At 65.3% G+C, this 14222-nt stretch carries 16 protein-coding genes and 3 tRNA genes; 7 read left to right on the forward strand and 12 right to left on the reverse strand.

Translation table 11 applies throughout. The features are described 5' to 3' along the window. Positions 1–3 precede the first annotated feature (3 nt). Complete coding sequence (locus tag DBY63_RS11455) at positions 4–1065, reverse strand: ABC transporter substrate-binding protein (RefSeq protein WP_007162170.1); 1062 nt, start codon at positions 1063–1065, stop codon at positions 4–6. A 182-nt stretch (positions 1066–1247) separates the two neighbouring features. On the opposite strand from DBY63_RS11455, the gene DBY63_RS11460 reads away from it, so the two are divergent. Then, positions 1248–1985 (forward strand): UTRA domain-containing protein, encoded by a 738-nt coding sequence (locus DBY63_RS11460; RefSeq protein ID WP_044341329.1) that lies wholly within the window; start codon positions 1248–1250, stop codon positions 1983–1985. A gap of 7 nt (positions 1986–1992) precedes the next feature. Here the strand turns inward: DBY63_RS11460 and DBY63_RS11465 are convergent, their stop codons facing one another. From DBY63_RS11465 to minC, 6 genes are all read right to left on the reverse strand, one after another. Next, the gene (locus DBY63_RS11465; RefSeq protein WP_007162172.1) at positions 1993–3282 is read right to left on the reverse strand and encodes a M18 family aminopeptidase; all 1290 of its coding nucleotides are present in this window, start codon (positions 3280–3282) and stop codon (positions 1993–1995) included. An 87-nt stretch (positions 3283–3369) separates the two neighbouring features. After that, a complete protein-coding gene (locus DBY63_RS11470; RefSeq protein ID WP_108581970.1) occupies positions 3370–3948 on the reverse strand; it encodes a class I SAM-dependent methyltransferase in 579 nt (192 codons plus the stop codon). A gap of 43 nt (positions 3949–3991) precedes the next feature. After that, positions 3992–4627 (reverse strand): RluA family pseudouridine synthase, encoded by a 636-nt coding sequence (locus DBY63_RS11475; RefSeq protein ID WP_007162174.1) that lies wholly within the window; start codon positions 4625–4627, stop codon positions 3992–3994. A 116-nt stretch (positions 4628–4743) separates the two neighbouring features. Further along, a complete protein-coding gene (gene minE, locus DBY63_RS11480) occupies positions 4744–4998 on the reverse strand; it encodes a cell division topological specificity factor MinE (RefSeq protein ID WP_007162175.1) in 255 nt (84 codons plus the stop codon). Then, on the reverse strand, positions 4995–5813 hold the full coding sequence (gene minD / locus DBY63_RS11485; protein WP_007162176.1) for a septum site-determining protein MinD: 819 nt from the start codon (positions 5811–5813) through the stop codon (positions 4995–4997). Before minD ends, minE begins: the two co-directional genes overlap by 4 nt. 134 nt (positions 5814–5947) lie before the next feature. Then, complete coding sequence (gene minC / locus DBY63_RS11490) at positions 5948–6703, reverse strand: septum site-determining protein MinC (RefSeq protein WP_027597674.1); 756 nt, start codon at positions 6701–6703, stop codon at positions 5948–5950. 151 nt (positions 6704–6854) lie between these two features. Here minC and DBY63_RS11495 point away from each other — a divergent pair, with 151 nt between their 5' ends. Both DBY63_RS11495 and DBY63_RS11500 read left to right on the forward strand, forming a co-directional pair. Next, on the forward strand, positions 6855–7790 hold the full coding sequence (locus DBY63_RS11495) for a lipid A biosynthesis lauroyl acyltransferase (RefSeq protein ID WP_108581971.1): 936 nt from the start codon (positions 6855–6857) through the stop codon (positions 7788–7790). After that, on the forward strand, positions 7791–8927 hold the full coding sequence (locus DBY63_RS11500) for a patatin-like phospholipase family protein (RefSeq protein ID WP_007162179.1): 1137 nt from the start codon (positions 7791–7793) through the stop codon (positions 8925–8927). A gap of 3 nt (positions 8928–8930) precedes the next feature. On the opposite strand, the gene DBY63_RS11505 is transcribed toward DBY63_RS11500, so the two are convergent. Next, complete coding sequence (locus tag DBY63_RS11505) at positions 8931–9647, reverse strand: VacJ family lipoprotein (protein ID WP_223855461.1); 717 nt, start codon at positions 9645–9647, stop codon at positions 8931–8933. Between the two features lie 97 nt (positions 9648–9744). Then, positions 9745–11055, reverse strand: coding sequence for an alpha/beta fold hydrolase (locus tag DBY63_RS11510; RefSeq protein ID WP_027597678.1), 1311 nt, complete (start codon positions 11053–11055; stop codon positions 9745–9747). Positions 11056–11318: 263 nt separating this feature from the next. Here DBY63_RS11510 and DBY63_RS11515 point away from each other — a divergent pair, with 263 nt between their 5' ends. Continuing rightward, entirely contained in the window at positions 11319–12170 is an 852-nt protein-coding gene (locus tag DBY63_RS11515) for a glycine betaine ABC transporter substrate-binding protein (RefSeq protein WP_007162182.1), read from the forward strand. A gap of 42 nt (positions 12171–12212) precedes the next feature. Here DBY63_RS11515 and folD read toward each other — a convergent pair whose 3' ends face one another. Next, positions 12213–13067 carry a bifunctional methylenetetrahydrofolate dehydrogenase/methenyltetrahydrofolate cyclohydrolase FolD gene (folD, locus tag DBY63_RS11520; protein WP_007162183.1) on the reverse strand — a complete coding sequence of 285 codons (855 nt, stop codon included), beginning with the start codon at positions 13065–13067 and terminating at the stop codon, positions 12213–12215. 247 nt (positions 13068–13314) lie between these two features. On the opposite strand from folD, the gene DBY63_RS11525 reads away from it, so the two are divergent. The 3 genes from DBY63_RS11525 to DBY63_RS11535 all read left to right on the forward strand — a co-directional run bounded on the left by DBY63_RS11525 (position 13315) and on the right by DBY63_RS11535 (position 13638). After that, a tRNA-Arg gene (locus DBY63_RS11525) sits at positions 13315–13391 on the forward strand. Positions 13392–13426: 35 nt separating this feature from the next. Further along, positions 13427–13502 (forward strand) — tRNA-His (locus DBY63_RS11530). A gap of 51 nt (positions 13503–13553) precedes the next feature. Then, positions 13554–13638, forward strand: a tRNA-Leu gene (locus DBY63_RS11535). Between the two features lie 95 nt (positions 13639–13733). Here DBY63_RS11535 and DBY63_RS11540 read toward each other — a convergent pair. Next, complete coding sequence (locus tag DBY63_RS11540; protein WP_007162184.1) at positions 13734–13916, reverse strand: hypothetical protein; 183 nt, start codon at positions 13914–13916, stop codon at positions 13734–13736. Positions 13917–14093: 177 nt separating this feature from the next. Next, a complete protein-coding gene (locus DBY63_RS25235; RefSeq protein WP_007162185.1) occupies positions 14094–14222 on the reverse strand; it encodes a hypothetical protein in 129 nt (42 codons plus the stop codon).

Consider the following 14222-nt stretch of genomic DNA (forward strand, 5'->3'; position numbering starts at 1 on the left):
ATGTCACTGCTGCATGTTGATCAGAACGTGTTCCTGCCAGAGCCGCGGCAGGCGCTTGGAGGTCTCTTCCCACGCCTTGGCGTCGGCAATGGGACGGGCCTTGGCGTATTGCGCCTGGGGCAGCAGCTTGGCCTGGACATCGGCCGGCAGGGTCAGGTGCTCCGCGCGGATCGGTCGGGCATAGCCCTGGGCCAGGTTGATCTGGCCGGCGTCGGAGAAGATGTACTCGCGGGCCAGCTTGGCGGCGTTGGGGTGCTTGGCGTACTTGTTGATGATGGTGGTGTAGCCGGAGGTCACCGAGCCATCGGAGGGGATCAGCACCTCGAAGCGCGATCGATCGATCTGGTCGCGATAGTTGAGGGCATTGAAGTCCCAGACCACGCCGACTTCCACTTCACCCTTCTCGAGGTTGGCCACCACCGGGTTGGTGAAGGCCAGGCGGCCCTGCTTGGCCAGCTTGGCGAAGAAATCCAGCGCCGGCTTGATGTTCTTTTCGTCGCCCCCGTTGGCATAGGCCGCCGCCAGCACGCCGCTCACCGCCTGGGAGGCCGCGCTGACATCGCCGATGGTGACCTTGTAGTTGCCCTTGAGCAGGTCGGCCCAGGAATGGGGAACGTCCTTGACGGTCTGCTTGTTGACGATGAAGGCGATGGTCCCGGTGTAGGCCAGGGCCCAGTGACCGTCGCTGTCCTTGGCCCAGCTCGGGACCTGGTCCCAGGTGCTGGGTTTGTAGGGCTGGGTAACGCCCTTCTGCACGGCGATGGGGCCGAAGGAAGCACCGACGTCACCGATGTCGGCGGAGGCGTTCTCGCCTTCGGCGGCGAACTTGGCGATCTCCTGGGCGGAGCTCATGTCGGTATCCTGGTGCTTGAGTCCGTACTTCTGCTCAAGGTCCTGCCAGGTGCCTTTCCAGTTCGCCCAGGTATCGGGCATGCCGACGCTGTTCACCTCGCCTTCCTTGCGGGCGGCGGCTTCGAGGGCTTTGAGATCGACGGTATTGGCGAAGGCGGTACCGGCCTGTACCGCAACGGCTGTGGCCAACAGGGAAGCAAGCAGACGGGTCATACGGGCGCTCCAGGGATTAGGGCTTGGTCTAGGTCAGCAAGACACAGGCCAATCTAGGACCGGGGTATGACGATTTGATGGCAATCCGCCCAGGTTCTCTGCTGGCACGGGCGCTGCAGTCGTCACCAAGCGGTCATCTGGCCGTCTTAGTCTCCAACCAAACCCTAGTCGAGGCGTTACGGGTGCACCAATCTGAAACTGGTCTAGTCCAAAGAAGTGCGCCAGGTGCCGGCGCCATCCGCCAGGCCCTGCAGGAGCAGATCGCCCACGGTCTGCTGCCGGCCATGGAGCGCCTGCCGTCCGAGCGCCAGCTGAGCGAACTCTTCGCCACCACCCGCATCACCCTGCGCGAAGCCCTGCTGCAGCTGGAGGCCCTGGGGCTGATCTATCGCGAGGAACGCCGCGGCTGGTTCGTCGCCCCACCGCGCCTGGCCTACAACCCCCTGGCGCGGACCCATTTCCATGCCATGGTGGAAGCCCAGGGTCGCCGACCGGCTACCGAGGTCCTGGCGGCGCGGCAGATGCTGGCCTCGGCGGAGATCTGCCGCCTGCTGGAGTTGCCGGCGCTGTCCAGCGTCTATCAGATCCGCCGGGTCCGCCGCGTGGATGGCCGACTGGTGCTCTATGTCGAGCACTACCTCAATGCCGCCTATTTCCCGGGCCTGCTGGAGCACGACCTGCAGCGCTCTCTCACCGAGCTGTATCGCGACCGCTACGATATCCGCTACGGCGAGGTGCGCTTCGAGATCCTGCCGACGGCGCTGCTACCGGAAGCGGCCCAGGCGCTGCGGGTGGCCCAGGGCAGTCCGGCGCTGCACATCACCCGCATCAACCACGACCAGCAGGGACGCCTGATCGACTGCGACCTGGAATTCTGGCGGCATGACGCCATCCAGGTCAGGGTCGAGGTACCGGACTAGACCGGCATCAGAGCGGCAGTTCGCTGCTCGAATAGAAGGCCGTCAGCACCTTGATCAGATGGCCCAGGTCGTGGCTGCCGGCCAATTCGCGGATGGAGTGCATGGCGAAGGTGGGCAGACCGATGTCCACGGTGCGCACGCCCAGCTGTCCGGCGGTGATGGGCCCGATGGTGGAGCCGCAACCCATGTCGCTGCGCACCACGAAACTCTGCACCGGCACCCCTTCGCGCTGGCAGAGATCGCGGAAGAAGGCCGCGGTCTCGCTGCTGGTGGCATAGCGCTGGTTGGCATTCACCTTGATGACCGGTCCGGCGTTCAGTTTCGGGCCGTGGTTGCCATCGTGCTTGTCGGCATAGTTGGGGTGCACGCCATGGGCGTTGTCAGCCGAGATCAGCAGCGAGCGCTGCAGGGTGCGGGTAAAGGCATCTCCGGCGGGCAGCAGGCGCTGCAGCACCTGTTCGAGGAAGGGACCGTCGGCGCCGCAGCAGGAGGTGGAGCCCACTTCCTCGTGATCGGTGCAGACCAGTACGGCGTTTTCGTCGCCCTCGTCGGCCAGCAGGGCTTCCAGACCGGCATAGCAGGACAGCAGATTATCCAGGCGCGCGGCGGCGATGAAATCGTCTTCGAGGCCGACCAGGGCAGCGGGCTGGACGTCATAGAAGCTCAGTTCGAAATCCAGCACCTCGGCGTCGTCGAGGCCGTGCTCCTGTTGCAGGCGGGTGGCCAGCAGGGCGCGAAAGTCGCGCCGCTCGCCGGCCGGCACCTGGGCCAGGATCGGCGGCAATTCGTTCTGGGCATTGATGGCCCAGCCCTGGTTGGCTTCGCGATTGAGGTGGATGGCCAGGTTGGGAATGATCGCCAGCGGCTTGCGGAAGTCGATCAGTCGACTCTGCACCCGGCCACCGGCGCGAAAGGTCACCCGGCCCGCCAGGGACAGGTCGCGGTCGAACCAGGGCGCCATCAGCATGCCGCCGTAGACCTCGACGCCCAGTTGCCAGAAGCCCTGCCGCTGCAGCTCCGGCTGCGGCTTGACCTTGAGGCAGGGGCTGTCGGTATGGGCGCCGACCAGGCGCAGACCGCGCTCCAGGGGTTGGGCGCCCAGGCGTACGGCGATCAGCGAGGAATCGTTGCGGGTGACGTAGTAGCGGCCACCCGGCTGCACGGACCAGCTCTCGCGCTCGTCCAGACGCTGGTAGCCGGCAGCTTCGAGACGGCGGGCGAGGGTGGCGGTGGCATGGAAGGGGGTGGGGGAACTGGCGAGGAAATCGATGAGGCCTTGGATCTGATCGGTACGCATGGACGACTCCGGACGACAAGGTGTCCAGTCTAGGTTCTGGACCCGGGGGAGTCGAGCGTAGCGCCGGGTCCGGCGGCACCGCCATGCTCAGCGGCGTTGCAGCACCAAGTGGTGGATGTGCCAGTGCTTGGGCCGCCCGACCGCGGTATGGCCTTCCTCTTCCTCTTCCCGGTGCAGGAGGACGTCCCAGTCCTGGAGAAACCGCCGCAGGGCCGCGGCGTCGACTACCGTCACGCCCTTGCTGGCCCAGCTGTCCCGCTCGCCGAAGAGCTGGCCACAGAACAGACCACCCGGACGGACCGCCGCCGTGATCCCGTTCCACAGCGTGGGGGAATGGGCCGGTTCACAGAAGGGCAGGGCGAAGCTGGAATTGAGGAGGTCGCAGCGGGGGAGGGTGACCGTCTCGAAGCGGGCCTGGCGGGTTTCCAGGCGCCCCTGCAGCAGGGCCGGCGTGCGCTCGCGCAGCGCGCTCAGGGCCTCGGGCTCGGCATCCAGGGCCAGCACCTGCCAGCCCTGCTCCAGCAGCACCAGGGTGTCGCGACCGGTGCCACAGCCCAGGTCCAGCGCCAAGCCTGGCGGACTCGACCAGGACGAGAGCGCCTGCAGCAAGGTCTCACGCGGACCGCCTGCGGCGGTGGCGGTGTAGTAGGACGTCCAGTGCGACAAGCGGCGTTCCTCCGGTCGAGTGCCTCAGTAGGCCAGCGAAGGATCAGAAAGGCGCGGGACTGGTAAAGCTCATCCGCTCGCCCGAGACGGGATGGGTCAGCGTCAGCAGGCTGGCGTGGAGGCAGAGGCGGGGCCGGAGCGCCAGCGCCTCGCCCTGGGCATAGAGCTGATCGCCCAGCAGCGGATGACCGATGCTCAGCATATGGACGCGCAACTGGTGGGAACGGCCGGTGATGGGGGTGAGTTCCACCCGGCTGTAGTGACCGTGACGCTCCAGCACCTGCCAGAAGGTCAGGGCATGGCGCCCCAGTTCGTGATCCACCACGTGGCGCGGCTTGGTCGGCGGGTCGTAGCGCAGCGGCAATTCGATGCGACCGCTGTTGGCCTCCGGCTCGCCCCAGCAGAGGGCGCTATAGGCCTTTTCCGTTTCCCGGTCATGGAATTGCCGGGACAGCTCGCGGTGGCTGTCGGCATCCCGCGCCAGCACGATGACCCCGGAGGTCTCCCAGTCCAGGCGGTGGACGATGCGGGCCTCCGGATAGCCGTTTTCCTGCAGGCGGGTCACCAGGCAGTCACGGTTGTCTTCGGCGCGACCGGGGACCGACAGCAGCAGGGTGGGCTTGTCGACCACCAGCAGGGCGTCGTCTTGGTGAATGATGCGGATGTTGGAGAGGGGCATGGGCTTCCTGGGGGCCTGCTTGCGAAGCCGGCCCGCGCCTGACGGGCGCAGCGGATTCGACATGGCTTAAACGCCAACGGCGGCCCTGGGGCCGCCGCTGTCCTGCAAGACGCGCCTTAGCGGTCGGGCAGGGTGATGTTGAGTTCGAGGATCGAGCAGCTGCCCTGGTTTTCCAGTTCGACCTGGATCTGGTCCTGCTCGATGGGCACGTACTTGCGGATCACTTCCAGCAGGTCCTTCTGCAGTTGCGGCAGATAGTCCGGCTGCTCGTGGCGCCCGCGTTCGTGGGCCACGATGATCTGCAGCCGCTCCTTGGCTATCGAAGCGCTGTTCTGCTTCTTCCGATCGCGAAAGAAGTCGAAGATGCTCATTCGCCACCACCCCCGAACAGACGTTGCAGGAAGCCTTTCTTCTTCACGTCGAGGAAGCGATAGGCCACTTCCTTGCCGAGCAGTCGCTCCACGGTATCACTGTAGGCCTGACCGGCGTCGCTCTGTTCGTCGAGAATCACCGGAATACCCTGGTTCGACGCCTTGAGCACCGCCTGGGATTCGGGGATCACGCCCAGCAGGCGAATGGACAGGATCTCTTCCACGTCCTCGACGCCGAGCATTTCGCCCTTGGTCACGCGCTCGGGGTTGTAGCGGGTCAGCAGCAGGTGTTCCTTGATGGCTTCCTCGCCCTTTTCCGCGCGCCGCGACTTGCTGGCCAGCAGGCCGAGCATGCGGTCGGAGTCGCGGACCGAGGAGACTTCGGGGTTGGTCACCACGATGGCCTCGTCTGCGAAGTACATCGCCAGGTGGGCGCCCTTCTCGATGCCGGCGGGGGAATCGCAGACGATGAAATCGAAGGTCTGCTTGAGTTCATTGATCACACGCTCGACGCCATCCTGGGTCAGGGCGTCCTTGTCACGGGTCTGGCTGGCGGCCAGCACGAACAGGTTCTCGAGACGCTTGTCCTTGATCAGGGCCTGGCTCAGGGTGGCTTCGTTGTTGATCACGTTGACGAAGTCGTACACCACGCGGCGCTCGCAGCCCATGATCAGGTCGAGGTTACGCAGGCCGACGTCGAAGTCGACGATGACGGTCTTGTGGCCGCGCAGGGCGAGACCGGTACCGATGGCGGCGCTGCTGGTGGTCTTGCCGACGCCGCCCTTGCCGGAGGTGACTACGAGTACTTTGGCCAAACTGATTCACCTTGATCGAAAGTAATAACTGAAGCGACTCGGTGCCCTCGGTGACGAGATTGCAGGCAGTGTCGCGCTTCGTGTTGCCGTTGGCGGCTTAGGCGCCAAGTGCGAAAAATTCGCGGAAGTATCCGTTAAAGACGGGTGATGTTCAACACATCTCCCACCAGGCTGACCTGCACCGGATTGCCCCATTGTGGATGGCGTCGCAGGTCTTCGGCGACCTTGTACTGGCCGGCGATGGAAAGCAGTTCCGCGGTCAGCTGCTGGCAGAAAATCCGCGCTTTAGTATCACCTTTGACGCCGGCCAGCGCGCGGCCGCGCATGGGTCCATAGACATGGATGTTGCCGTCGGCGAGCAGTTCGGCGCCCGGGCTGACCGGTGCCAGCACCACCAGATCACCGGCCGGGGCATAGAGCTGCACGCCGCCGCGCACCGGTGCGGTGATGATCTTGGTCGGATTGATCGGCGGGGCGGGCGGTACGACCGGTTTGGGCGGTTCCGCCGGCTTCACCGGTTCGCGATCGCGCGGCTCGACCTGGCGCTCGCGGCCACCGGAGCTGGGCGGCAGGATCGGCAGGTCGTAGTCGTTGGCGGCGGCCAGGTCCCCGCTGCGGCTGGCACGCAGGGCCAGGGTGCGCAGACCGTGGCGGCGGCAGAGATCGAGGAGGGCGCCCAGGTCGAGCGGGCCGGCATCCTCGGCAAGCTTGTCCAGGCCCAGCACCAGCGGCGTTTCCTGGAAGAAGTTGGGGGCCTGGGCGACCTTCTGGGCCAGTTGCCGGTCCAGGCGCCCCAGGTCGTTGCGGAGAAGCTCCAGCACGGTCACGGCGAGCATGTTGCCCTTGAGCTGGAAGACGGAGTCGCTTTCGGAAGGATCGGCTGCGGTCATGGTGGGTACTTGTGCTTGGATGGCGGGACTTATAGCGGGATGCCCCGCGTGTCGCAACCCTCACCGGGTGCGGGGGGCCGTGACTGTGAAGGCTACGGGAAATCTGCGCGAGGCCTGTAGAATGGCGCGACTTTTTCATGCAGGAGTTCCGATGGAGCGGCCGTCTTTCCGCCTCGCCTTTCTCAATCCACGTTATTGGCCGCTCTGGCTAGGGCTCGGTCTGCTCTGGCTGCTGGTGCAACTGCCCTACGCCGTGCTGCTGCGTCTGGCCCGGGGACTCGGCTGGATCTTCTATCACGTCGCCGGGCAGCGCCGAGCCATCGCCCGCCGCAATCTGGAACTCTGCTTTCCCCAGCTCGACGAACAGGCGCGTGACCTGTTGCTCAGGCGCAACTTCGCCAGCAGCGCCATGGCCCTGCTGGAGATGGCCATGAGCTGGTGGTGGCCGCGGCAGCGCCTGGCCCGGCTGGCCCACATCGAAGGCCTCGAGCACCTGCAGGCCGCCCAGCGCGACGGGCAGGGCGTGATCCTCATGGCGCTGCATTTCACCACCCTGGAAATCGGTGCGGCGCTGCTCGGTCAGCGGCACACCATCGATGGCATGTACCGCCAGCACAAGAATCCGGTGTTCGACTTCATCCAGCGCCGTGGTCGCGAGCGCCACAACCTGGACGCCACCGCCATCGAGCGCGAGGACGTGCGCGCCATGCTCAAGGTGCTGCGCGCCGGTCGTGCCATCTGGTACGCGCCGGATCAGGACTACGGCGCCAAGCAGAGCCTCTTCGTGCCGCTGTTCGGCATCCAGGCGGCGACGGTGACGGCCACCACCAAGTTCGCCCGTCTGGGGCGGGCCAGGGTGCTGCCCTTCACCCAGGAACGCCTGGCGGATGGTTCGGGTTATCGCCTGGTGGTCCATCCGCCGCTGGCCGACTTCCCTGGCGACAGCGAGGAAGCCGACTGCCTGCGCATCAACCAGTGGGTGGAGCACTGCGTCAGCCAGTTGCCCGAGCAGTACCTCTGGGCCCACCGGCGCTTCAAGACCCGCCCGGCCGGTGAGCCCAAGCTCTATCCGAAGAAGAAACGCTAGATGAGTCTGGGCGGCGAAGGGCGCACGGGGCTGATACTGGCCGGCGGTGGCGCGCGGGCCGCCTATCAGGTCGGGGTGCTGCAGGTGGTGGCGGACACCCTGGCGGTCCGTTCCGACAATCCCTTTCCGATTCTCGTCGGTACCTCGGCGGGGGCGCTGAACGCCGCCGTGCTGGGCTGTGGCGCCCTGGATTTCGGCCGCGCGGTGGATCGCCTGGCGGCGGTCTGGGCAGGGCTGGACACGGCGATGATCTATCGCAGCGACTGGGCCGGGGCGACCCGCCAGGCTGCGCGCTTCGGGCTGCAGACGCTGTTCGGCGCCTGGCGCCAGGAACCCCTGGCCCTGCTCGACAACGCCCCGCTGCGAGCCCTGCTCAGCCGCGAGCTGGATTTCTCCGGCATCACCGCCGCCTTGCGCCAGCGCGCCCTGCGCGCCGTGGCAGTCACGGCGTTCGGTTACGCCTCGGGCCAGGCGATGACCTTCTACCAGAGTCATGGCGCCCTGGATCCCTGGTTTCGCCACCGGCGCGTCGGAGTTCCGGCTCGGCTGGCGGTTGACCACCTGCTCGCCAGCACGGCCATTCCGCTGTTCTTTCCGCCGGTGAAGGTGGGGCGTGAATACCTGGGCGATGGGTCGGTGCGGCAGACGGCGCCCATCAGTCCGGCGCTGCATCTGGGGGCGGATCGCATCCTGGTCATAGGGCTCGGCGCGCCCGGGGGGCACGAGCACGGCCTGCAGGGTCGGCCGCCGACGGTGGCGCAGATCGGCGGCCACCTGCTCAACAGCACCTTCGTCGATGCCCTGGACAGCGACACCGAAACCCTGCGGCGTCTCAATCTGCTGAGCAGTGCGCTGCCGGCGGGGGATCCGGTCAGCGGACGGTTCTGCCGTCCCGTGGAGATGCTGGTGATCTCGCCCAGCCAGCCGCTGGCGGATATCGCCACCCACCATCGCAAGCGCCTGCCGCCGGCCTTGCGGCAGTTGCTGCGCGGCGTCGGGGTGAACCGGCCTTCGGGCAGTGCACTGCTCAGCTATCTGCTGTTCGAGGCGGCCTATTGCCAGGAACTCATGGCGCTGGGACGGGCCGATGCCCAGGCCCGCCTACCGGAGCTGCGGGCCTTTCTCGCCGGCGCCTAGGCCTTATTCGGCGATCTGCAGTTCCCGCGCCTTGGTGTAGAAGTAGCGGATCTTCTCGTACTCGAAGGGCGAGTTGAGCTGGCCGTATCTCATGTCGGTCACGTACCTGAGGTTGATGCCGCGCAGCACCATGATCTCCGGATGACGACTGCTCTCGTCGCTGACGTTGAGGAAGTTGATCTGCGCCTCGGCGGCGAAGTCCACCGCCAGGCCACCGGTGTCGCGCAGGTTGGACGGGCCGAGGATCGGCAGCATCAGGAAGGGACCGTCACCCACGCCATAGAAGCCCAGGGTCTGGCCGAAGTCTTCCGGCTGCTTGATCAGCCCGACGCGGGTCGCCGGATCCCACAGGCCGAACACCCCCACGGTGGTGTTGAGCAGCAGCCGGCCGGTGGTGTCCAGGGCGCGGCGGCCCTTGAACTGCAGCAGGCTGTTGAGCAGGTTGTTGACGTCGCCCAGGTTGCTGAAGAAGTTGCTCACGCCCGAGCGGACGAAGCGCGGGGTGATATAGCGATAGCCATTGACCACCGGCAGCAGGACCCACTCGTCCAGCCGATAGTTGAAGTGGTAGACGTGGCGGTTCCAGGATTCGAAGGGGTCGTAGACGTCCAGCGCCACCAGTGACGCCCGTTCGAATTCGCGCTGGTCCAGCCCCGGGTTGTACTTGAGGGTCGACAGCGGATTGCTGAAGCCGTCGGCGCCCACGGGCGCGGCCGGCATGGTGTCCGAGCCGATGGTCAGGGAGGAGGAGGGCGGCGGGCTCGATTCGGCAGCGAATACCGAGGCACTGGCCATCAGGAGAAGAGCGAGAAGGGACTTAACCACGGGCGAAGAACTCCAGCATGGCGTTCGCGTTGACGCGGTAGTTGAGATTGCCGCAATGGCCGCCGTGGGGATAGACGGTCAAGCGATCGCCAAAGGTCTTGCGCAGGAAACCGAGGTCGCCCGGGCCGAGGATGATGTCGTCGGCATTGTGCATGACGCCGATCTTCGGGCTGCTCTTCAGATAGTCCTCCAGCGCGGTGAGGCTGGACTTGCGCGCCAGATCGTCGAGGTTCTGCCCCTTGAAGTTCTTCTGCCAGAACGGCATCACCTGCTCGGTCATGTAGCAGTCGAAATCGCACTGCAGCGAACGGGCGAAGAAGCGCGTCAGGCTGGTGCCCTCGCTGATCGGGTAGGTCGGCGGGGTGATCAGGCCGCGGCGGTTGATCAGGTCGGAGGTAAAGGCGATGTCGGCTGCCGAGAAGCGGAAGGACGAGCCGATCAGCATGGCCAGTTCTTCGTTGCTCAGCCGCTCCGGCGAGCGCTGGAAGTCGCGCACCACGGCGTCGTTGAAGTCGACGTAGCCCTTTTCCTGGAAGTAGCGGGTCAGCTTGGACAGGATCAGCTCGTAGAAGGTGCGGTTGTTGGTGACGCCCTTCACCTCGGTCTGCACCAGGCGATCCAGGTTGCGTACCGAGGTCAGCAGATTGACCGGCGGATTGACCATCAGCACCTTCTTGAAGTTGAAGCTGCGCTGGCTCTCGTCCAGGTAGGACACGAAGGCGGCGTCCAGGCCACCCAGGCTGTAGCCGGTCAGGTAGTAGTCGGTGACCGGCAGCTTGGGATGCTGGGCGCGCACCGCCTGCATGGCCCGATAGAGGTCCTCGGCATCGTGCGGGGTGTAGCCCGGGGTGGCCGTACGCGACACCGACACCATGAAGTCCCAGCTGGTGGGCGAGGACAGCTGCACCACGTGGTAGCCGGCCGCGTAATACAGCCGCTTGAGGTATTCCTGGGTGCTGGAGGAATAGTTGGCCCCGGTGCCGGCGATCAGGAAGATCAGCGGCGCCGGATGGTCCTGGCGGGCGAGGCGGTAGTGGAATTTCTTCACCGGCCAGAAGTTGCCGGGCAGCTGGTATTCCCGCTCCGGACGCAGGTTGAGACTGTAGTCATCCTGGTCGATGGTGCTTTCGGGCGGCAGCTCGGGGCGGAATTTTTCCGGCGTGGTGACGATGGTGGCTTCGAAAGGATTGACCAGTGGATAGCCATAGGTGGCGGCATCCACTTCGGCGGCCGCGTGCGCGGTACCCCAGAGGCCGGAAAACAGCGCGCCCAGCAGGGCGGCGACGCGCAACGGAAGACGCATGGACAGAGTCCTTTCAGAGGGCTTGAGAGCGTAGGTAAGACAACGACTCGCCGATAGGTTGCATCGGCGAGCGAAGGTTTCTGCGAGGCGTCGATTACAGAGCGGTCGACGGGCTGCGTCAAGCGACATCGGATGTCGCGAAAAGTGCAGCTCTTGTCGCTAACCGGTCGTTATGCGTCGTCCAGGCGGTAGTGGCCATCTTGCATTGCCCGAATGATGGGGGTGGGGCAACCGCCCGACTTCCATAGCGAGAGGACTGCTGCATGAGCATGGTGAAGAAACTGTTGGGAATAGGACTCGGTGTTGCGCTGACCTCGGCCATGAGCCTGGCCCAGGCGGCCAAGCCGGAAATCACCATCGGCTATGTCGATGGCTGGGCCGATAGCGTGGCCACGACCCATACCGCAGCTGAAGTGATCCGCCAGAATCTGGGCTATGAGGTCAAGCTCATGCCGGTCGCCGCCGGCATCATGTGGCAGGGGGTCGCGCGCGGCAAGCTCGACGCCATGCTCTCCGCCTGGTTGCCGGTCACTCACGGCGCCTACTACGAGAAGATGAAGGACCAGGTGGTCGATCTGAACGTCAATACCCCCGATGCCAAGATCGGTCTGATCGTGCCGGAGTACGTCAAGGCCAACAGCATCGCCGATCTGCAGGCGCAGAAGGCCGACTTCGGCGGCCGGATCGTCGGTATCGACGCCGGTGCCGGGGTCATGCTCAAGGCCGACCAGGCGATCAAGGATTACGGCCTGGACTACAAGCTGGTGGCCAGTTCGGGCAGCGGCATGATCGCCGAGCTGACCCGGGCGGAAAAGGACCAGAAGCCGGTCGTGGTGACGGGCTGGGTACCGCACTGGATGTTCGCCAAGTGGAAGCTCAAGTTCCTCGAAGATCCCAAGGGCGTGTTCGGTGGCTCCGAGCATGTGGACACCGTGGCCAACCCGGCCCTCGAAGCCAAGGCCAAGCCGGTCTGGGATTTCCTGAAGAAATTCGCCTGGCAGCCGGGTGAGGTGAACGAGGTGATGCTGGCCGTGGAAGAAGGCAAGAAGCCGGAAGAAGCGGCCAAGGCCTGGATCGCTGCCCATCCGGATCGCGTGAAGTCCTGGCTGCCCTGAGGGTTGGCCGAATGAAGAACGGGCCCCGCGGGGCCCGTTTTGCTAGCTGTGCAGCTGCTCGGCCGCGTACAGCGTGTTCTCCAGCAGGCAGGCCCGCGTCATGGGGCCGACGCCACCCGGGACCGGGGTGATCCAGCTGGCGCGTTCGCAGGCGCTTTCGTATTCGACGTCGCCGACCAGGCGGCCATCGGCCTGACGATTGATGCCGACGTCGATGACGATGGCGCCGGGCTTGATCCATTCACCCTTGACCAGTCCGGGCTTGCCCACGGCGACCACCACCAAGTCGGCCTGGCTGACATGGTGCTCGAGGGAGCGGGTGAACCTGTGGGTCACGGTGGTGGTGCAGCCGGCCAGCAGCAATTCCAGCGCCATGGGGCGGCCGACGATATTGGAGGCGCCGACGACCACCGCATCCAGACCATAGAGGTCGACGCCGGTGCTGTGCAGCAGGGTCATGATGCCCTTGGGCGTGCAGGGACGCAGCTGGGGATTGCGCTGCGCCAGCCGGCCCAAATTGTAGGGGTGGAAGCCGTCCACGTCCTTGTCGGTGCGGATGCGCTCCAGCAACCCGGTGGCGTCCAGGTGGGCGGGGAGGGGCAGTTGCAGCAGGATGCCGTCGACGCCGGTGTCGTCATTCAGACGATCGATCAGGGCTTCCAGCTCGGCCTGGCTGGTAGTGGCCGGCAGGTCATGGGCATAGGAGTCGAAACCGACCTCTTCGCAGTCCTTGCGCTTGTGCGCCACATAGACGCGCGAGGCGGGATCGTCGCCGACCAGGATGACGGCGAGGCCAGGGGCGCGCAGTCCGGCGCTACGACGTTGAGAGACTCGCTGGGCAATATCCTGGCGCAGGCGGGCGGCAATGGACTTGCCGTCGATCAGTTGGGCGGTCATGGGCGATTTCTGGTGGTGACGGAAAAGGGTCGGCTATTTTCGCATGGACGGGCCCGCTCGCAACAGAGAAGCCTCTGCGGCGGCTAACTCATTCTTCTGCTTAAAAATTTTTAAAAAATTAGTTGACGGACCTGCGCGAGCTTTATAACATTCGCCCCGCTTGCCGAGCACAGCCCAAGTCACTGACAAGGGCCAGGCAAGAGGCTTCTCACCAAGGAAGTCTCTGCTAGGGCAGCTGCCGTAACAGGCGCCCGTAGCTCAGCTGGATAGAGCATCCGCCTTCTAAGCGGATGGTCGCAGGTTCGAGTCCTGCCGGGCGCGCCATTGGCGGTTCGGCGACGGCAAGCAGGTAAGATATGGTGGGCGTAGCTCAGTTGGTAGAGCACAGGATTGTGGCTCCTGGTGTCGTGGGTTCGATTCCCATCGTCCACCCCATATTTAGCGAACGCCAGACCTTGTGTCTGGCGTTCGTGTTTCAAGCGTCTCGCGGACGTGGTGGAATTGGTAGACACACCAGATTTAGGTTCTGGCGCCGCAAGGTGTGAGAGTTCGAGTCTCTCCGTCCGCACCAATCAAGATGCACAGCAAAAGACCGGCCCAGTGCCGGTTTTTTTGTGCCCGCGATTTAGCGGGCGGCCAGAGGATCGCTAGCGCCGGCGCCGGACCTCAGTGCAGATGCCGCAGCAGCGGCGCGCAGAGGGCGAAGGCCAGCGAGGTGCCGAACAGCAGGGCCCGGGTCCAGCGTTGCGCTGTGCGCCTGTGGCACACGGGCGGCGGCGAGCCTGCCGTGGCGGACTGATCGATGGCGCTGTCGAACAGGGTGATCGAGCGGGTCAATTGGGTTCGCATGATCCGACCTCTTGCCGTATGCACTAATTGTTATTGGCACCTTCAAGATAATGCGCTGGGCGGGTAATGCAAGATGCCTGGAGAGCCCGGACGAGTGGCGGCGGCGCCGCTGGCCACGCGGCCGGTCAAGGACGGCCGCGCCCCGGGGCGGGTCAGGCGGGAGGTGGCGACCAACGGTCAGTTGAGTGTTGAGGTCAGCAGGAAGAAGGCGCCGCCGAGGGCTCCGCCACTGATCAGGACCAGGCTGATCAAGGCGCCGCCCACGAACTGGGCGATGTCATCACTGATTTCGTATTCCGCTTTCAT

Origin of the sequence: Pseudomonas sp. RIT411 (genome assembly GCF_003057735.2) — a bacterium.
GTDB classification, from domain to species: Bacteria; Pseudomonadota; Gammaproteobacteria; order Pseudomonadales; family Pseudomonadaceae; genus Chryseomonas; species Chryseomonas oryzihabitans.